The organism is Paenibacillus sp. (genome assembly GCF_035645195.1).
Taxonomy (GTDB): domain Bacteria; phylum Bacillota; class Bacilli; order Paenibacillales; family YIM-B00363; genus Paenibacillus_AE.
The window spans coordinates 320,929-339,047 of the sequence record NZ_DASQNA010000018.1; the positions used below are offsets into that span (position 1 = coordinate 320,929).

The following is an 18,119-nucleotide window of genomic DNA, read 5'->3' on the forward strand; positions in this document are numbered from 1 at the left end:
GAAGGCTCATGCGCATGCATGAGCCTTCCGCTGTTTATGGGGACGGTTGTACAGTTGCGTCGAAGCTTCACTGGGGAAACTGTTTGTCCCCGGATTTATTGAAATCCTGCCACACATGCTGGTTGTCGTATTCCCAAGTATCCCGATGAATCGCGCGGTTCAAGCCGTACACCGCGCCGCCGAGCAGCGCCAGCAGCCCGACGGTCCAAAGCACAAATTCGATGATCATTTCGGCATCCTCCTTTTCCTCGCTGGAATGGAAAGCGCTTACGTATATTATATTCCAATTTCGTTTCGTTGTCGTTAACAATTTTGTCACATTTATGGAGATCCCAAATCATCTCTGCGTCAATTCATTTCGGTCCGGGGACAGCGGCGTCTGTTCCAACCAGCGATTTTTGATCATTAATTTCGCTCCCGCTTCCGCATACCGGCCTACTTCAGCGACTAGCCGCGCGTAAACGCCGTGAATGTCGTGTCGCTGACTGCCGGAAATGGCTGCCCCGTAATTGTAAATTCCCAAAGCGTTCAGACCGGTTATATGGTAAAGCATCAATCGATCCGAAAAAGGAGGGGTCTGAGAATCCATCACGTCATGGTCCCAAGACATAGGCGACGGCAAGTTTTCTCTCTTAAGCATATTGCTGAACACTTCGTATTGTTTCGTTGCGATTTCCCTTCCGCGAATGAAATACTCCCGCAATTCATCGGAACGGGCGACTTGACTGAAACCCATGACAAGAGCCTTCCCCAACGCATTAGTCTGGATGTTCGAGAAAATATGCGTAATTTCCAGCGCGTTGAGCGGTCTGATCTCGCCTAGGAACCCTGCGAGAAATTTTTCCGATTCGACGAATTCGGACTTGTGCGGAATCGTGATGTACGGCGGGCGGATAAATAGTCCTTTGGACAAAGACACCTCCGCCACCTTGTTGTACAGTTCGGTTAATTTCACGATACTATCCGACACCAGCTCGCGAACGTCGCTTCGGGCGATGTTCGGCAATGCGACGCCATATAAGCTGAAGCCGCCTTTGGTCGTTTGGTGAAGGTAATTCAAAAAGAAGCTGTCCGAAAACAATCTCGGCGCGTCGAGATCGACGTCTTGATCCGAAAAACCGATCGGCACGGAAAAATCCTCGGCTTTAAAAATATCGGAGACCGCGGCCGCGACTTGTTTGGAAAAAGCCAGCGCATATTCCAGCAAGGCTTTGATTTCAAGATCCTCAACGTGACGAAGGAAATAACTTAGCACGCAAACCGACATCGTATTGCCGATGTACGCCCCCCATAAATTCGCAATTTCCGCGGACGTCAATCGTATGTTGTGTTGGGTATAATGATCTTTCGTGTGCATGAACGGCGTCCCCTTGCTTGGTTGAGTTTGGTTGTAGGATGGCTGATAGCTTTGCAAAATATACAGACTATGGAACTTTATGGGTTGTTAATTAGGCTCTTAGAGGGGCTCCAACATTTTATTGTTGCCTTTACATAATTTAACCATGTAAAATAGTGGAACATTGTAGAGGAGGGATAGGATGAGAAACCTTACAGCACCTGTTATGCGGCGTTTCGCCGCAGCCAGCCTTGCGTTCGCGATCGCCGGCGCGTTGGCGCTGCCCGCATCCGCCGCCGCGTCCGGGGAAGACGCAGCGGATTACGCGCTGTTCCTGCAGGCGAAGCACGACATCGCGTTCGACGGCGCGACGACGAAAGGGGAGTTCCTCGCCGCGCTCGCGGATACGCTGTCGCTGACGGCGCCCGAAGAAGCGGTCGCGTTCGCGGACGTCGCCGCGAACAATCCGGCGTACGCCGCCGCGGCGGCATTGTACGACGCCGGCGTCATTACGTCGACGACGGTGCAGCCGGACGCGGCGCTGACGGCGTCGATGGCCGTGTTCCTGGCTGTGAAAGCGGCCGGGCTGAAAGAGCTGGCGTACACGTATCCGGCCGCCAAGGTCGAGGCGTCGCTGGCGAAGGCGTCGCTCAAGGCATCCGCCTACACGCCGCAGGCGGCGAAGGAGATCGCTGCGGCGATCGATACGGGACTGCTGCCGGAGTCGTATTATGCGGAGCTGAAGGAGGACAAGCCTGCGTCCGAAGCCCTCGTCGCGGTGCTGCTCGGAAAAGTGCTAAGCTTCAACGATACGTACAAGCATTACCTCGGGCGCGCGAGCGATGCCGATATTTTCGTCAAGCTGCAGGACGCGTATCGGACGTCGGACATCATCCAAGCTCCGGGGCTGCAGCACATCGTCGATACGGCGCTGAAGCAGGGGCTGGTAACCGGCTATAACTTGAAGGATTCCCGCTATGATCCGAATTTCGTCGATTCGCTGGCGCTGACGTACGGTCACGACAACTTGAAGCATGCGCTGCAGCTCGTCGGCTTACTTCGCGGCGAGGGCATCGACGCGCTCGTGCAGTTCGAGCCGAAAACGTCCGCGTTCCTGTACTTGAAGGAATGGGGGGAGCCGTCGCAGTCCGATTCGTTCCGAGTGGTGCAAATCGAGAACGGCAATTACATCGCGTACGCGAAGGAATACGACATCTCGTTCGAGTTCGAGACGGCCGCGGACAAAGCGCGCTTCCAGGACATCGTGCTCGCCTACGCGAAGAAAAACAGCGACGACGCGACAGGCTTGATCGCCAATTCGTGGTGGCAGCCGCTGTATTATTCGAACACGGAGCTAGCAGGGTACGACCTGATCTCGAACAATAAAATTCGGGGGGACGGGCCGTTCTACGCGCAGTCGTTCTCGCTGAACGACCAGTCGGCCGCGATATCGGAAGGCTTCCAGTCGCTCGATTCGAAGCTCGAGGTGGAGACGTACACCTTCTGGGTGGACCCGCCGTTTTACCGTTACCTGAACGGAGAATCGTTGTAATTTTGCCGCGGCCCGGACGAATTTGTCGTTCGGGCTTTTTTTCGTGCGTTCGAACCGCCGATGCGGGAAAATAGACGTTCGCCGTTACGCCCGATATGGTACAATATGGATTGCGCATGAAGATGTATGCGCTTTCCATGAGAATCGACTACGATCGGTCTAGCGGGTGAGACGGTGAAGATTGGGTATTGGGCACGGTTTACATTATTATTCTCCAACAAGCAGGCGCGATTGACCGGCTTGACGACGCTGTCGGTCTCCATTTTTATCGCTTCGGTCGGTTTATTCTTGTACCACGATTACAGGAATAACGTAGATCGGGAGTTGAATCGCCCGCACATCGAGCTGCTGCAAATCAATCTGGACGTCACGAACCGGGCGTTCCGCAAATACGACGAGCACGCCGCGAAACTTTCGTTCCACCCGGCGGTGCTGGAGTATGTCATCGCCTCGCTTGGGCGCAAGAACGACGCGGCCGCGGCGCTGGCGGCTGATCTCGTTCCCGACGCACTGCGGGACGACATCCACTCCGTGTATATCGTCGATGTGTCAAATCGGAGACTTGCCGCTTCCGGAGAAGCCGCCGATTTCGAATTCGATGCTTTTCGCGATACGACGTGGATGAAACGAATCGACGAGCTTCGCAGCAAGCCGCTGCTGATTCAACGGCGCACGATGGGGCGCCCCGGCGTGCCGGAGCAGCTGGCGACGGAGCTGATCAGCATTTATCGGCCGATCCTGATCAACGATCGACTGGCGGGCGCCGTCATCGTGAATTTGGATTACGACCGCTTCTTTACCACCATCTATTCGCAGATCAAAAATCCTCAGTATATTTACAACTTGGATAACGAGTTGATTTATCCGAAGCGAAGCGAGCATTTCACGGCTGAAGATTTAGCCTTGGCGATCGATACGTTGGGCATTCGGCCCTTCGGCGAGGTAAAGCTGGACGGGCGAGCGTATTTGGCGAATCAGGCGTTTTCGGATGTGACCGGTTGGCGCTGGATGTCTTTCGTCCCGTTGGACGATTTGCTGAAGAACGCCCGCCTCGTGCGCAACATCGTCATCTTGCTCTCCTTTGCGTCGATCGCGATCGGGTGCGCGGCTGTTTGGTATTACAGTTATACGGCGTTCCGGCCGCTGAAACGAATTAGCCGGATGCTCGCCTCCGTATCCGGCGATAAGCAAGCGCTTCATGACGAGGCGCGAACCGACATCCAAACGGTGGAGTCCTACATCCGCAAGCTTTCGAAAGAAATTACCGCGTTCGCGGCGGTCGCGCAGGTCAGCCTGCCCGAGCTAAGGGCCAAATACGTGCCGGACGTGCTGTTTCGCCGCATCGGCACCAAAGAAACATTGGAGAAATGGGCTTCGTATTTCCATGATTGGTCCAACGAGCCGTTGCTCGGAGCGATCGTGTCGTTCGACGGTTACGAAGAGTGGCAGAGCCGGTACAACGAGGAGGATCAGCTGCTTTTCAAGTACGCGCTGGCCAATTTGGTGGGGGAATGTCTCGAGCCGCGGTGGCGCAACATTATCGTTCCGCTCGATAAGGAAAATATGTTCGTTCTCCTCCAGCCCAAAGAGCCGTTCCACCACGTAGAACCGTATATTCAGGAAGATTTCGAGAAAACGCTCCAAGCCGCCTACACCTATTTGAACATCGGCGTATCCGCAGGCATAGGAAGCTGCCGGCATGCCATTACGGAGCTGCACGAGTCGTATGCGGAAGCGAAGCGAGCGCTTCTATTCCGGCTATACGAAGGCTATGGACGAGCGATTCGGTACGCGCCTCGCGAATCTAGCGAGCGGTTCGACGACTGGCGGGAACCGTGGAGCGAGAAGCTACGCGGAGCCGTCGAATCGGCAGATCCGAACCGGTATGCGCCCGCGATCGGCCAATGGTCGGAATGGGTCCGCACGCAAACCATCGATCCGGAAGAGGTTTACGCTTTCGTGAACGATCTCGTTACCGAATTGCGTGAGGGCCTCGATCGCAAACAGCTCCCGGTTCCGGACCTGTTCGCCGATTACACCGAGCATCGGCTGCGCATGATGGACGCGCATGACATTCGTGCGCTGCTGCAACGGATCGCCGAGGGAATCGAGTCGGCGGTAAAGCAGCGCATCGGAAGAAAGGAGTACAACCAAGTTCAACGGATGGTTCGGTTTATGGAAGAGCGCCTGCACGAAAACATCGGCCTTCAAGATATCGCGGACGCTCTGCAGCTCAGTACGTCGTCCGTCAGCAGCATTTTCAAACAAGAAACCGGGTATTCGATCTACGAATATTTAACGAAATTAAGAATCGAAAAGGCTGCCGAATTGCTGACGGGCACGAGCTTGAAAATCGCCGAAATCGCCGCATCGGTCGGTTATCAGAACGAAAACAGCTTTATACGGAGTTTCCGGAAAGCGAAGTCCGTCACGCCCGGAAAATTTCGCGAGATGCATCGAACCCATTGACGTATTCGCTTCCTCGAGTTCAACTTCGAAGGAAGCTTTTCTTTTGCCCGGGGGAATACAAGCAATCGACGAATGTTACAACCGATATGCAGATCCGCGAATATGCCGGGCAGCCTGTAGAAATTGCCGATTCCGTGAGGGAATGGAGCATTGTCGAGAACGTCGAGCCGACTTACATTAAGGGTGCGGCACGCGACAGAGCTCACGCGATGCCCCAAGCCATCAAACGATCATATCTACAATTTGAAAGGGTGTTCCGAATTGAAGACAACCAACGTACGAAACTGGATCGCCGTCATCGCGGTCGCTGCGATGCTTTCGGTGACGACCGCTTGCGGGATCGGTCGAACGGCGTCCGGCGGAAGCTCGGAAGCGACTGCCGATTTCCCCAAAAAACCGATTACGATGATCGTGCCTTTCGCCGCGGGAGGAGGAACCGACTCGACGGCACGGGCGCTTGCGAAGGCGGCCGAAAAACATTTAGGACAGCCGATCGCGGTCGTTAACAAAACGGGCGGCGGCGGCTCGGTCGGCATGTCGGAAGCGGCGAACGCCTCACCGGACGGCTACACCGTCGGCGTCGTCACCGTAGAATTGACAACGCTTTCCCACCTGGGGCTTTCCCCGCTGACGTACGAAAGCTTCCAACCGATCGCGATGATGAATTACGAACCGGCCGCAATCACGGTTCGCGCCGACAGCGAATGGGAAACGGCGCGGCAGCTGCTCGATTTCGCCAAAGCGAATCCCGGCAAGCTGAAAATCGGCAATTCCGGTACGGGCGCGATCTGGCATTTGGCGGCGGCGACGGTCGAGAAAGCGACAGGCGCGCAATTCAATCATATTCCCTTCGAAGGCGCCGCGCCGGCGATCACCGCGCTGATGGGCGGACACGTGGACGCGGTCACGGTCAGCCCGCCCGAAGTGAAGGCGCAGGTGGAAGCAGGCAAGCTGCGTTCGCTCGCCGTCGTCGACGCGAATCCGTCCGCCGTTCTGCCGGGCGTGAAGACGCTTGAGGAAGAGATCGGCATGGCATTCGATTACGTCGGAACGTGGCGGGGCTTGGGCGTCCCGAAGGGGACGCCGGACGAAATCGTCGGCATTCTGTCCGACGCGTTCTTGAAAGGCATGCAAGACCCGGAATTCATCGATTATATGAAAAATAACGGGCTGACGATCGTTTCCAAGGATGCAGCGGGCTTCGGCCAATATTTGAAGGAAAATCACGACCGGTTCGGCAAGCTGATTCCCGAGCTCGGCTTGTCCAACAAATGAGGGCTAGCCCGATAACGGCTTGCGAAAGCGGACGCGTGCGGAGGATCGGCATGAAATGGAATGTGGGCATGTGGTTGGGAATGCTGTTCGCGGCATTGTCCGGGTTTTTGTTTTGGGAATCTTGGAAGCTTCCGTATTACGGTGCGTTGGGTCCGGGTCCGGGACTGTTTCCGCGCTGGCTGAGCGCCGCGTTCTTGTCGCTGTCGCTGCTCTATCTGTTCCAAACGTCGCGCGGAACGCGGTCCGACGACGCAGAAGCGCTGCCCCGCGGCCGGAACCTTGCGAATGTCGCCGCCGTCGTCGCCTGCGCCGTCGCATCGCTGCCCCTTATGGCTGGGATCGGTTTTTTCGCGACCGGCGCGTTGCTGCTCTTCTTATTATTAACTCGCTCTTACGCGTGGCGCAGGTCGCTGCTGATCGCGCTCGTCTCAAGCTTGCTGATCCATGTCGTGTTCCAGCAATGGCTCGACGTACCGCTGCCGGCGGGAGAAATTTGGGAATGGAAGAGATGAATGCTTATGCCGGACTTTGAACAAATCGCGCAAGGCTTCGCTACCGCCGCTACCGGATGGAACTTGATGTACTGCTTGATCGGCGTGACGGTCGGGATGCTGGTCGGCGTTCTTCCCGGGCTCGGTCCGACGACCGGCGTGGCCGTGCTGCTGCCGCTCACGTTCGGGATGGAGCCGGTGTCCGCCATTATTATGCTATGCGGCATTTATTACGGGGCTATGTACGGCGGAACGATTACGTCCGTATTGATCAACACGCCAGGGGAGGCGGCCTCCGTCATTACCTGTCTCGACGGCAATCCGCTGGCGAAGCAAGGCCGGGCCGGCGCGGCGCTCGGCATTGCCGGACTCGGCTCGTTCTTCGGCGGAACGATCTCGATTCTGGGGATGATTCTCATCGGCCCGCCGCTCGCCGAATGGGCGCTGCGCTTCGGCCCGCCGGAATTTTTCGCGCTGATGGTGCTCGGCTTGTCGACCGTGATCGGGCTGATGGGGAAATCGATCGTGCGCGGCTTGATCTCCGCTTTCTTGGGCCTTAATTTGGCGATGATCGGCATCGATCCGATGTCGGGTACGCTCCGATTTACGATGGGCATTCCCCATTTGACGACGGGACTCGACTTCGTCATCGTGGCGATGGGTTTATTCGGTTTATCCGAAATTTTGCTCGGCATCGAGAACATGGGGAAAGCCGAGAAGCCGCCGCGCATTCAAGGGCTGCTTCCGCGAAGGGACGAATGGAATCCGAGCATGAAAGCGATCGGCCGAGGGACCGTGTTAGGCTTCCTGATCGGCTTGATTCCGGGAACCAACTCCGTCATTCCGGCGATGCTTTCTTATTCGTTGGAGAAGCGGATGGCGAGGGACCCGTCCCGGTTCGGGAAAGGGGCGCTCGAGGGCGTTGCCGGACCGGAGACGGCGAACAACGCCTATTGCGGCGGAGCGCTGATCCCGCTGTTTACGCTCGGCATCCCTAGCTCGCCGACGATCGCGATCATCCTAGGTGCATTCATGATGCACGGTTTGACGCCGGGACCGGCGCTGTTCGAACAAAACCCGGTGTTCGTTTGGGGCGTCATCGCAAGCATGTTTTTCGGAAATATCGCGCTCTTGTTCATGAACTTGCCGCTGGCCGGCTGGTGGGCGAAAATAGCGGCTGTCCCGCCGAAGCTGCTGTACCCGCTGATTTTGCTCGTCTCGATCGTAGGCGCGTATACAGCGAACAACAACTTGTTCGACGTCGGCGTCATGATCGCGTTCGGCGTGCTCGGCTACCTCATGAAAAAAGCGGGCATACCGATGGCGCCGATCGTCCTTACCTTCGTGCTCGGCAAAATGCTGGAAAGCTCGCTTCTCCAATCGCTGAAAATGATGGACGGCTCTTTCTTCGGGCTGTTCACCCGGCCGATTTCCGGAGCGATTCTGACCGTATCGCTGATCGTCATCGGGTACGGCGTCGCCTCAAGCTTGCGGAACGGCCGGAGGAACGGACTGGGAGCCGACGTAGAAATGTAAATTACGAATATACGGAAACGGAGAGAACATGAAATGAACATTGATTTATCGGGGAAAGTCGCGCTCGTCACGGGCGCGAGCTCGGGCATCGGCGCGGAAATTGCGCGAACGCTGGCTGGCAGCGGCGCGAAGGTCGCCGTTAATTATCGCAGCAACCGGGAAGCCGCGGAACAGGTAGTCCGCGCGATCGCCGCCGAAGGCGGGAGCGCGATGCCGTTCGAAGCGGACGTCACGTCCGTGCCGGATATCGAACGAATGGTGGAACGAGTGACAGCGGCGTTCGGAGGCATCGATATTCTCGTGAACAACGCCGGCCATATGCTGGAGCGTCTCGCCAACGCGGAGATGACGGAAAGCCTGTACGACCGCGTGATGGATCTGAACCTGAAGAGCACCGTGTTCGTGTCCAAAGCGGTGCTGCCGAGCATGATCGCGCGGGGAGGCGGCCATATCGTCAACATGTCGTCGGTCGCCGCGCATCACGGAGGCGGACCGGGCTCGTCCGTATATGCCGCCAGCAAAGCCGCAGTCATCGCCTATACGAAAGGATTAGCGAAAGAAGTCGCGCCGCACGGCATTCTGGTAAACGCCGTCTCGCCGGGATTTATCGGACAAACGAACTTCCATGCCGTCGTCACGTCCGACGAAGGACGGAAGGCGGCGGTCGCTTCCACTCCGTTGGCAAGAGAGGGCTTGCCCTCCGACGTCGCAGGTCCTGTGCTGTTCCTCGTGTCCGGTCTTGCCGGCTTCATTACGGGCGAGACGATCGAGATTAACGGCGGCGCGTACATGCGTTGACCGGTGGCGACGAATATGCTGGATGTCGTAACTTTCGGGGAAACGATGGCGCTGCTGGCCCCGGATTCGACGGGTCTCATGCGCTATGCGCATGCCTTTACGCGAAAATTCGCCGGCGCGGAGTCGAATGTCGCGATCGGGCTTGCGCGGCTCGGACATCGCTCCGGTTGGATCAGCCGAGTCGGGGACGACGAGCTCGGGAAGGCGCTGCTTGCGTTCGTTCGCGGCGAAGGCGTTGACGCGAGCCGGGTGCGCATCGACGGAGAGGCGCCGACGGGCGTGTTTTTCAAGGAGACTCGCCGCGCGGGCGATTACCGGGTGTATTATTACCGGCGGGACTCCGCTGCGAGCCGGATGTCCGCGGCTGATTTGGACGAGACGTACTTGAGCGAAGCGCGATATTTGTACGTGTCAGGCATTACGCCGGCCTTAAGCGACAGCTGCCGCGACCTGACGTTTCGCGCGGTCGAAGCGGCGCGGCGGCGCGGCGTCAAGGTCGTATTCGACCCGAACGTCAGAAAGAAGCTGTGGCCGGAGTCCGTCGCGAGGCCTGTGCTGCTGGAGCTGGCGGGCATGGCGGACATCGTGCTGCCCGGCGCGGCCGAAGGCGAGTTTCTGTTCGGGGAGCGGGAGCCGGAGAAGCTCGGCGCCTTGTTCCTCGCGCACGGACCGGCCGCTGTGGTCGTTAAGCTCGGGAGCCGTGGCGCCTATTATGCGACGCCGCGCGAGCGCGGCCGGGTTCCCGGGTTTCCGGTCGATCGGGTCGTCGACCCGATCGGCGCGGGCGACGGCTTCGCGGCCGGATTGCTCTCCGGTCTCTTGGACGGACTGCCGCTGAAGGAATCCGTTCGACGGGCGAACGCGGTCGGCGCGGCCGTAACGATGGCGAGCGGCGACGTCGAGGGACTGCCGGACCGGGCAGATCTGGAACGGTTCATGGAGCGTCCTGCAGAAGAAGTAACGCGATAAGCAACGGGCATAGCCGACTGGTTCGAGAGAGGAGAGGGACGATGGAGAGAAACGATGCGACGTGGAGAAACGATGTGACGCGGATCATGGAGCACGGGATCGTGGCCGTCATCCGAGGCGTTCCCGCCGAACGGGTGCCCGATGTGGCGAGAGCGCTGAGGAACGGCGGCGTGCGTACGCTCGAGGTGACGGCAGGCACGCCCGGAGCGATGGCGCTGATCGAGCGTCTTGCGGCCGAGCTCGGCGGCGACGTGCTGGTCGGGGCAGGGACGGTGCTGGATGCGGAGACGGCGCGCGCCGCCATCCTGTCCGGCGCCCGGTTCATCTTCTCGCCGACGGTTCACGCGCCGACGATCGCGGCGGCGAAGCGATACGGCGTCGTCAGCATCCCCGGCGCGATGACGCCGACGGAAATCGTGAGCGCCTACGAACGCGGCGCGGATTTGATCAAGGTATTCCCGGCCAGCGTCCTCGGACCGCGATTTTTCAGCGACGTCCGCGGACCGCTGCCCCACATCCCGCTCATGCCGACCGGCGGCGTCGATGCGTCCAACCTCGCCGCGTACGTGCAAGCCGGCGCGGCCGCGTTCGGAGTGGGAGGAAGCTTACTTCCTCCGAAGGAAACATGGGACGAGGAGGGGTTGTCGAAGTTGACTTTAAGAGCGAGGCGGCTCACGGAAGCGTTGATCCAAGCGAGAAGTTCGTCTGCGGCGCCTCCGAAAGATTAGCCTCGCAATGAACGACGACCCTTGGTCTCCCGGGATGGGGGCCAAGGGTCGTATTTTCATTCATCGGATTACATGGACGAGGATTTCATGCTTTGCGCGAGTTCCGTAAAAATGACCCCGAGCGCGAAGGCGCCCGCATCCGGGTACCCCAAGCTGCGTTCGCCGACGGTGCCGGCGCGGCCCATCCGGGCGACGATCGACTTCGTCTTCTCCGCGCCTTCGACGGCTGCCTTCGCCGCTTTCTCGAACGTTGTTTTTACGTCGTCGCCGGCGGCGGCGCTCGCCGTCCAACAATCCGCGTACGGCACGAGCGCGTCGATCAACGTTTTATCGCCGACGACGGCGCCGCGGCCGAAGGAGCGCTCGCCGGTCGCTTGGATGCCCTGTACGGCGGCTTGCAGCAGGTCGGCATATTCCGCCGTTGTCACTTCGGTTTTGTCGCCGGCCGCGCGCGCCGCCGCGCGGAACGCCGAGCCCCAAATCGGGCCGGAAGCGCCGCCGCAATGCTCCATTATGACGAGCGAGCACGCGTTAAGGAACGATCCGATCGTGAGGTTTTCTTGACCGACGATCGAGCGCCACTCCCGCTTCAGCTGCCGGAACCCTTTGGACACGCTCATCCCGAAATCGCCGTCGCCGGCGTGAGCGTCCAGCTCGCAGAACTCTACTTCGTTGCGAATGATAATTTCGCTCATTTTATCGACGAGATAGATGACGTTGTCAAGCGTAAGCTTGCCGTCTCGCACGACGGCGTACGCCTCCGGCGTTTCCGCGGCGAAGGAAACCTCCGTTACCGCTTCTTCGCGCTCCTCTACGTCCGTATACTCGACCGGCGGCACCGGCCCGTCGACGCGGAACGCCGGGGCGAGGCACTCCCGATTCAGCAGCGCTTTCAATTCGTCGTCCAGCTTCATGACGCTGAGCGACAAGCCGGCCATGTCGATGCTCGTCATGTAGTTGCCGACGAACGTGCGGCAGATGCGAACGTTCCGCTTCGCGAGTTCCCGCACGACCGCGTGGTTATACAAATACAGCTCCTGCAGAGGGGTCGCTCCGAAGCCGTTGACGAGCACGGCGACCTCCGCGTCGTCGCCTTCCGCGATCCCCAAGTCGTTCAGCAGCTCCGACGTCATGCGCCGCGCCAGTTCGTCCGCGGTTGCGATTTTTTCCCGCCGCCGCCCGGGCTCGCCGTGAATGCCGACGCCGTACTCCATTTCGCCCTCGCCCAATTGGAACGTCGGCGAGCCGTGCGCGGGCACCGTGCAGGACGTCAGCGCGAGTCCGATGCTGCGGACGTGGTGCGCCGCTTTCTCGGCGACGGCTTTCACCTGCATCAGGCTGCGGCCTTCTTCGGCCGCCGCGCCCGCGATTTTATGGACGAGCACCGTGCCCGCGACGCCGCGCCGGCCGACCGTGTAGAGGCTGTCCTCCACGGCGATGTCGTCGTCGACCCGGACGTACTCGACCTCGATGCCGTCCTCGGCGGCGAGATGCGCGCCGTTTTTGAAGTTCATGACGTCCCCGCTGTAATTTTTAATGATAAGCAGAACGCCCTTTCTGCCGACGGCCGCTTTGATCGCTTGATACACTTGAATTTGCGAAGGGGAGGCGAACACGTCGCCGCATACCGCGGCATCGAGCATCCCCCGGCCGACGAAGCCCGCGTGCGCCGGCTCGTGGCCGCTGCCGCCGCCGCTGATCAAGGTGACTTTATCGTCATCGATGACCTTCTTTTTGATAACCTTGTACTTCTTCAAAAATTCAAGCTCCGGATGAGCGATGGCCAGCCCGCCGCACATCTCCATGACAAGCGTCTCGGGCTTATTCATAATTTTCTTCACGGCAGATTCCTCCTACGTTTCGTTCAAACTTATGATAGAATGAAAGCGTTTTACCGTAAACGGACAAAATCGGCGATTTGTCAAACGATTCGCGGTTCAATTCGCTCCGCGATTTTGCTAAGATGGAAGCATTATCGCTGCAGGGATGGTTCCGATGACCGCGTCTCTCATCACCAAAAAGATTATCGCCGCCTCTTTGAAGCGGTTGATGGAAACCGAATCGTTTCATAAAATATCGGTCGGCGACATCATGCGGCATTGCGACATGCGCCGGCAAACGTTTTACTATCATTTTATCGATAAATACGAGCTTTTGGGCTGGATTTACAAAGAAGAAACAAAAGAAAACATCGAAGACTTTTTGGACTACGAGAGATGGGAGAACATCTTCGAATTGCTGATCGAGTATTTTTACGAAAATCAGCGGTTTTACCGGAGAGCGTTCGAGGTCACCGAGCAAAACTCGTTCAATCATTACTTATTCGAGCATACGAAAAACTTGTACAAGAAAATCATCGACGAGCTGCCGGGCGGCGGCAAGGGGCTGGCCGAAGCGAGCAAAATCGCGATCGCCTCGTTCTACAGCCACGGCTTCGTCGGCACGATCAAGGAGTGGATCGAGAACCATTGCGCTATGCCGCCGGCCGTGCTGTCCTCCTTGATGAAGGAAATGATCCATAACCAGCTGACGCTGTTGCTCCAAAATGAACGATCCCGGTAAGGTGGAGAAGGCAATGACGAAAATCATCAACGATCCGCAAAATATCGTCCGCAATATGCTGCACGGGTTTTATTTCGAAAACAAAGACAGAGTCTCTTATCATGCCAAATACAACATCGTCGCCCGAAAGGATCTCGCCGACGCAGGAGGGACGACGGCGGTCGTCAGCGGCGGCGGCAGCGGCCACGAGCCTGCCGATTTCGGATACGTCGGATCGGGGATGCTCGACATCGCCGTCGCCGGGAGCATCTTCGCGCCGCCGACGCCGGAGCAGGTACTGGAGGCGATCCGGCTCGTCGACCCGAGCAAGAGCGTGCTGCTGATCGTCAAAAATTTCGCCGCGGACGTGGACAGCTTCCTCCAAGCGGAGGCGTCGGCCAGAGCGGAGGGGCGAAGCGTGGACCATGTCGTCGTGAACGACGACGTGTCCATCGAGGACGACGCGACCTATACGAAGCGGCGTCGCGGCGTCGCGGGGACGGTGCTCGTGCAAAAAATCGTAGGCGCGGCGGCGCGCGAAGGGTACGATCTAACGCGGCTCAAGGCGCTGGGCGATGCGGTCGTCAGCCGGCTGCATACGCTCGGGGTCGCGTTGTCCCCGGCGAACGATCCGACGAAAGGGAAGCCGTCGTTCGCGCTGGAGCCGAACGAAGCGTATTACGGAGTGGGCATCCACGGCGAGAAGGGATACCGCAAAGAAGCGTTCTCGTCCTCCGAAAAATTGGCCGTGGAGCTGTTCAACAAACTGAAACGGATGTATCGCTGGAAACCGCGGGACAAGTTCGCGATTTTGATCAACGGTCTGGGCGCGACGCCGCTCGTCGAGCAATATATATTCGCAAACGACATTCGACGGCTGTGCGAACTCGACGGCTTGGACATTCGGTTCGTGAAGATCGGGACGCATTTAACGTCGCTGGATATGAAGGGCATTTCCTTAAGCTTTCTGCAGGTGGAAGATGAGCAGTGGGAGCATTGGCTGAAAGCCGACGTCCGCGTCGCGAAATGGTAAGGCGAAGCCCCCGGGGAGTTTCCCGGGGGCTTCGCTTCATTTCACGAAACTTGTTTGCCCTGCGCTCGAACCGTTGTCCGCCCTTCGAGGCTTCGAGCCGGATGCGAGACGCGGACGACGACGGCGAGCAGGACGGCGATGACGGCGAGCGTAAACAGCGCATGCAAGGAGCCCTGCGCGAAGGTCGCTTGATGCGCCTGCGCCCCGAGAACGCCGCCCAGAATCGGCCCGACGACGGGGATCCACGCGTAGGACCAGTCGGACGGCCCTTTCCCCGCGACGGGCAGCAGGAAGTGGGCGATACGGGAGGCGAGGTCGCGCGCCGGATTGACGGCGAACCCGGTCGTGCCGCCGAGCGACATGCCGATGGCCGCGACGAAAAATCCGATAATGAGCGGATTGAGACCGTCCGCGAATTGGTTCGCGCCGATCGAGAGCAGGCCGAACACGAGCACCGCCGTACCCACGATTTCGCTGACGAGGTTCGAAGGGGCATGCCGAATGGCCGGGCCGGTAGCGAACACCGCGAGCTTGGCGCCGGCATCTTCGGTTTCTCGCCAATGCGGGAAGTAGTGAACCCACAGCAGCACCGCGCCGAGGAAGGCGCCGATCAGCTGCGCCAGCACGTACGACGGCACTTGCGCCCATGGGAACGCGCCGACGGACGCCAGCGCGATCGTGACCGCCGGGTTCAGATGCGCGCCGCTGACGCCGCCGACGGCATACACGGCGATCGCGACCGCGAAGCCCCAGCCCATCGAAATGACGATCCAGCCCGAGCTTTGAGCCTTCGATTTGTTCAGCACGACGCCCCCGACGACGCCGCAGCCGAACAGGACCAAAATCAACGTTCCGACCAACTCTCCTAAAAATGCAGACATCCTAAAAAACCCCTTTCGCATAATCCGATTCGCTTTGGTTTCCATAATAGGATGTAAGCGCTTTATGGTAAACGGACAAAAAAGCCGCTTTGTCAAAAAACGGAGAATTCCGGTTTTCAGTCGGCAGAAATTGTCAGATTGGACTGTAATTCTATTATTTAATGTGGTAATATTTTCTCGTTGATTTATTTTTCTTAATAATTTCATCCTACAACCGGGAGGCGCAAACAATGAGCTTGGAGGAGGGAAATTGGAAGGAAGAAATTTTAAGGAGAATTTTAGATAGAGAGGATCGGAAGTACGACTTCGAGAAGCGGTTGAGCGAAATCGATGCGGTGTTGTTTAAGCTGATGAACGAGCTCTCGTTCGAACACAATATCCGGACGAATCACAGGCTGAGTTATAGCGAAAACAACGAGCCGTACTGGATCGTGCGCATCGATGACGAAGTCCAGACGCTGACCTCGAATCATCTTATGTTTACGCAGGATGACGCCGACGTCGAGTCGACCGTCATTGATTATATATTGGGGAATTTTACATTTCGTTAATACAACGACGAGCGGCGTCCGAAGGCGAAAGCCTGAGGGCGTTTTTTTGTTCGGATGCGGGGAAGACGCGGCAGCGGTTGCGGCAGCAAAAGACGCACCGTCCGGAGGCCGGACGGTGCAGAACGAGGCGGGTTACCAAGGCAATTCGTTCCCGGTATCCGCTTCCATGTAGATCGGTTGATCGCGTATGTCGTCGCCATGCTCTTCGATTCTCCGCAGCACATTCGCGGCTGCCTCTTCCGGCGTGTACGTCCCTGCGTCGTTCCATGCGCCGAACATCCATGTTTTCACCCAGCCGGGATGGAACAGCATGACCCGTCCGCCTTCCTTGCGGATCTTGTTGTGAATGATCGTCGAACCCATGTTCAACGCAGCCTTCGCCATGCAGTATCCGAACCACGCTTCGCGATAGCTCTGTTTAATGCTTCCCGCCTCCGAGGAAATGTTGACGATCAGCTTTCCGCCGTTCATGAGCGGATCGATCAACGCGTTCGACATGCGAATCGCCCCGAGCGCGGTTATGTTGTAATTGCGCAGCGCTTCGTCGAAATCGATGTCGTCCCGAATCGTCTTCGCCGTATCGCCGAGAATCGCCGCGTTATTAATGAGAACGTCCAGCGCTTCGGTTCGTCCGCGGATCCATGCGGCGGCTTCCTTCACGCTCTCGTCGCTCCCGACGTCCAGCCGGAACGGATGCAGCCGCCCCGGATACGCCGCGGCCAACGCCTCCATGTCCGAATTTTGCGGGTACAAGCCGCCCGCATACACGACGCAGCCCGACTCCAGCAGCTGCCTGGTCATCGCCAACCCGACGCCCCTGTCCGTGCCAGTTACGCAAACCGTTTTCCCGTTCCACATACGAAGCAACCCCCTGTTCGGATGCGCTTTGCGCGCAATTTCACCATAACAAACGATCGCCGTTCGGGGAACGCGTCCGATTTCCGTTTTTTTGCATTATTTTACGAAAATAAATGCGAGAAAATTCGCCGACAGATGGCGGGTTTCGTGTTTGCGGTCAAAACGTATCGACCATAATGCTTCCTCTCTTGCTTCCGGCTTGCGCCTCCTCGCCGCCCGCGGCTGCGGCAATACGTATTTTCGGAATACGATCCCCGTTCGCCGCGCACAATACATCTACTTCAAAGTTCGCGGATAGCGCACCTGCCTGGCCGGCATGCGGCGGGCCATGGCGCGCAGGCGATAACGACTACAACGAGGGGAATGCGAAAGTCATGAACAAATCGAACTCGGATCGAGTAATCAAACAAATCAAAAAAAACCAAGGAATTCTCAAGGAGACACTCATCGCTCAGTTTTCCGACCTGGATGAACGCGAACTCAGAGAATTCATCTCGACATCCAAAAAAATCATCGAGAAAGACAGCGAAGAAGGGGTCAGGTTATATACGAAAAAACGGGGCTGCCTCGGATGTTTAACGATTTTCGTCGGGGTCACGCTCCTATTCGGGGGAATCGCCGCGATCAGCGGCGATCCGGAGCAGGGCGAAGAAGCACCGGCGGAACAGGTCGCGGAAACGGAACAGCCGCAGCCCGCGCAGGAACAACCCGCGCAGGAACAACCCGAGCAGGAACAACCTGAACAGGAACCGGAACAGCCCGTGCAAGAAGAGCCGGTGCAAGAGGACGACGCGGACCGAGCGAAGCCGGCTCCGGCTCCGGCGCCCGCCGAAGAAAAACCGGACAATGGCTGCGCCTCCCCGACCATCAAAGGAAATATTAACGACAAAGGGGAAAAAATTTATCACGTGCCGGGCGGCGCGTTTTACGACAGGACGGATGCCGAAGAGATGTTCTGCACCAAGGCGGAAGCGGAAGCCGCCGGATATCGTCGGTCGAAAAGGTAATGATGTTGGATCGCTCCCTAACTCGAGTTAGGGGGCTTTTTGCGTACATTCGCCGGCGAACTGTTATCTAACCGACAAATCGGCCCTTTTTGAT

The 18,119-nt window shown here is 58.1% G+C and carries 16 protein-coding genes and 1 pseudogene; 12 read left to right on the forward strand and 5 right to left on the reverse strand.

Annotation, left to right across the window (positions count from 1 at the left end):
- Positions 1-67: 67 nt before the first annotated feature.
- Positions 68-229 (reverse strand): hypothetical protein, encoded by a 162-nt coding sequence (locus VE009_RS10635; protein ID WP_325007366.1) that lies wholly within the window; start codon positions 227-229, stop codon positions 68-70.
- A 108-nt stretch (positions 230-337) separates the two neighbouring features.
- Positions 338-1,357, reverse strand: coding sequence for a DUF3231 family protein (locus VE009_RS10640; RefSeq protein ID WP_325007367.1), 1,020 nt, complete (start codon positions 1,355-1,357; stop codon positions 338-340).
- Between the two features lie 181 nt (positions 1,358-1,538).
- Between VE009_RS10640 and VE009_RS10645 the strand changes: the two genes are divergently transcribed.
- The 8 genes from VE009_RS10645 to VE009_RS10680 all read left to right on the forward strand — a co-directional run bounded on the left by VE009_RS10645 (position 1,539) and on the right by VE009_RS10680 (position 11,154).
- On the forward strand, positions 1,539-2,888 hold the full coding sequence (locus VE009_RS10645; RefSeq protein WP_325007368.1) for a hypothetical protein: 1,350 nt from the start codon (positions 1,539-1,541) through the stop codon (positions 2,886-2,888).
- Between the two features lie 174 nt (positions 2,889-3,062).
- Positions 3,063-5,357: a helix-turn-helix domain-containing protein gene (locus VE009_RS10650; protein ID WP_325007369.1), complete on the forward strand. Its 2,295-nt coding sequence runs from the start codon at positions 3,063-3,065 to the stop codon at positions 5,355-5,357.
- A gap of 312 nt (positions 5,358-5,669) precedes the next feature.
- Positions 5,670-6,632 carry a tripartite tricarboxylate transporter substrate binding protein gene (locus VE009_RS10655; protein ID WP_325007437.1) on the forward strand — a complete coding sequence of 321 codons (963 nt, stop codon included), beginning with the start codon at positions 5,670-5,672 and terminating at the stop codon, positions 6,630-6,632.
- Between the two features lie 50 nt (positions 6,633-6,682).
- Positions 6,683-7,144 carry a tripartite tricarboxylate transporter TctB family protein gene (locus tag VE009_RS10660; protein WP_325007370.1) on the forward strand — a complete coding sequence of 154 codons (462 nt, stop codon included), beginning with the start codon at positions 6,683-6,685 and terminating at the stop codon, positions 7,142-7,144.
- A 6-nt stretch (positions 7,145-7,150) separates the two neighbouring features.
- Positions 7,151-8,659 carry a tripartite tricarboxylate transporter permease gene (locus tag VE009_RS10665; RefSeq protein ID WP_325007371.1) on the forward strand — a complete coding sequence of 503 codons (1,509 nt, stop codon included), beginning with the start codon at positions 7,151-7,153 and terminating at the stop codon, positions 8,657-8,659.
- 33 nt (positions 8,660-8,692) lie between these two features.
- Positions 8,693-9,457 carry a 3-oxoacyl-ACP reductase family protein gene (locus VE009_RS10670; protein WP_325007372.1) on the forward strand — a complete coding sequence of 255 codons (765 nt, stop codon included), beginning with the start codon at positions 8,693-8,695 and terminating at the stop codon, positions 9,455-9,457.
- Between the two features lie 18 nt (positions 9,458-9,475).
- Entirely contained in the window at positions 9,476-10,426 is a 951-nt protein-coding gene (locus tag VE009_RS10675) for a sugar kinase (protein ID WP_325007439.1), read from the forward strand.
- Positions 10,427-10,467: 41 nt separating this feature from the next.
- Positions 10,468-11,154, forward strand: a complete 687-nt coding sequence (locus tag VE009_RS10680; protein ID WP_325007373.1) for a bifunctional 4-hydroxy-2-oxoglutarate aldolase/2-dehydro-3-deoxy-phosphogluconate aldolase — start codon at positions 10,468-10,470, stop codon at positions 11,152-11,154.
- Between the two features lie 68 nt (positions 11,155-11,222).
- Here VE009_RS10680 and dhaK read toward each other — a convergent pair whose 3' ends face one another.
- A complete protein-coding gene (gene dhaK, locus VE009_RS10685) occupies positions 11,223-12,995 on the reverse strand; it encodes a dihydroxyacetone kinase subunit DhaK (protein ID WP_325007374.1) in 1,773 nt (590 codons plus the stop codon).
- 154 nt (positions 12,996-13,149) lie between these two features.
- Here dhaK and dhaS point away from each other — a divergent pair, with 154 nt between their 5' ends.
- Together dhaS and dhaQ are read left to right on the forward strand one after the other, a co-directional pair.
- Complete coding sequence (gene dhaS / locus VE009_RS10690; RefSeq protein WP_325007375.1) at positions 13,150-13,716, forward strand: dihydroxyacetone kinase transcriptional activator DhaS; 567 nt, start codon at positions 13,150-13,152, stop codon at positions 13,714-13,716.
- A 13-nt stretch (positions 13,717-13,729) separates the two neighbouring features.
- Positions 13,730-14,728 (forward strand): DhaKLM operon coactivator DhaQ, encoded by a 999-nt coding sequence (gene dhaQ, locus VE009_RS10695; protein ID WP_325007376.1) that lies wholly within the window; start codon positions 13,730-13,732, stop codon positions 14,726-14,728.
- A 41-nt stretch (positions 14,729-14,769) separates the two neighbouring features.
- Here the strand turns inward: dhaQ and VE009_RS10700 are convergent, their stop codons facing one another.
- Entirely contained in the window at positions 14,770-15,609 is an 840-nt protein-coding gene (locus VE009_RS10700; RefSeq protein WP_325007377.1) for an MIP/aquaporin family protein, read from the reverse strand.
- Positions 15,610-15,839: 230 nt separating this feature from the next.
- Between VE009_RS10700 and VE009_RS10705 the strand changes: the two genes are divergently transcribed.
- Positions 15,840-16,160 (forward strand): hypothetical protein, encoded by a 321-nt coding sequence (locus tag VE009_RS10705; RefSeq protein ID WP_325007378.1) that lies wholly within the window; start codon positions 15,840-15,842, stop codon positions 16,158-16,160.
- A gap of 132 nt (positions 16,161-16,292) precedes the next feature.
- Here the strand turns inward: VE009_RS10705 and VE009_RS10710 are convergent, their stop codons facing one another.
- Positions 16,293-17,018: an SDR family NAD(P)-dependent oxidoreductase gene (locus tag VE009_RS10710; RefSeq protein WP_325007379.1), complete on the reverse strand. Its 726-nt coding sequence runs from the start codon at positions 17,016-17,018 to the stop codon at positions 16,293-16,295.
- A gap of 866 nt (positions 17,019-17,884) precedes the next feature.
- Between VE009_RS10710 and VE009_RS27230 the strand changes: the two are divergent.
- Positions 17,885-18,025: pseudogene (locus tag VE009_RS27230) on the forward strand (nuclease); the annotation flags it as partial.
- Positions 18,026-18,119: the final 94 nt, after the last annotated feature.

Coding starts and splice junctions, on each gene's coding strand:
- VE009_RS10665 (WP_325007371.1), top strand. CDS start 7,151: ATGCCGGACTTTGAACAAATCGCGCAAGGCTTCGCTACCGCCGCTACC.
- VE009_RS10710 (WP_325007379.1), bottom strand. CDS start 17,018: ATGTGGAACGGGAAAACGGTTTGCGTAACTGGCACGGACAGGGGCGTC.
- VE009_RS10670 (WP_325007372.1), top strand. CDS start 8,693: ATGAACATTGATTTATCGGGGAAAGTCGCGCTCGTCACGGGCGCGAGC.
- VE009_RS10700 (WP_325007377.1), bottom strand. CDS start 15,609: ATGTCTGCATTTTTAGGAGAGTTGGTCGGAACGTTGATTTTGGTCCTG.
- VE009_RS10635 (WP_325007366.1), bottom strand. CDS start 229: ATGATCATCGAATTTGTGCTTTGGACCGTCGGGCTGCTGGCGCTGCTC.
- VE009_RS10640 (WP_325007367.1), bottom strand. CDS start 1,357: ATGCACACGAAAGATCATTATACCCAACACAACATACGATTGACGTCC.
- VE009_RS10655 (WP_325007437.1), top strand. CDS start 5,670: ATGCTTTCGGTGACGACCGCTTGCGGGATCGGTCGAACGGCGTCCGGC.
- VE009_RS10705 (WP_325007378.1), top strand. CDS start 15,840: ATGAGCTTGGAGGAGGGAAATTGGAAGGAAGAAATTTTAAGGAGAATT.
- dhaQ (WP_325007376.1), top strand. CDS start 13,730: ATGACGAAAATCATCAACGATCCGCAAAATATCGTCCGCAATATGCTG.
- VE009_RS10645 (WP_325007368.1), top strand. CDS start 1,539: ATGAGAAACCTTACAGCACCTGTTATGCGGCGTTTCGCCGCAGCCAGC.
- VE009_RS10660 (WP_325007370.1), top strand. CDS start 6,683: ATGAAATGGAATGTGGGCATGTGGTTGGGAATGCTGTTCGCGGCATTG.
- VE009_RS10680 (WP_325007373.1), top strand. CDS start 10,468: ATGGAGAGAAACGATGCGACGTGGAGAAACGATGTGACGCGGATCATG.
- dhaS (WP_325007375.1), top strand. CDS start 13,150: ATGACCGCGTCTCTCATCACCAAAAAGATTATCGCCGCCTCTTTGAAG.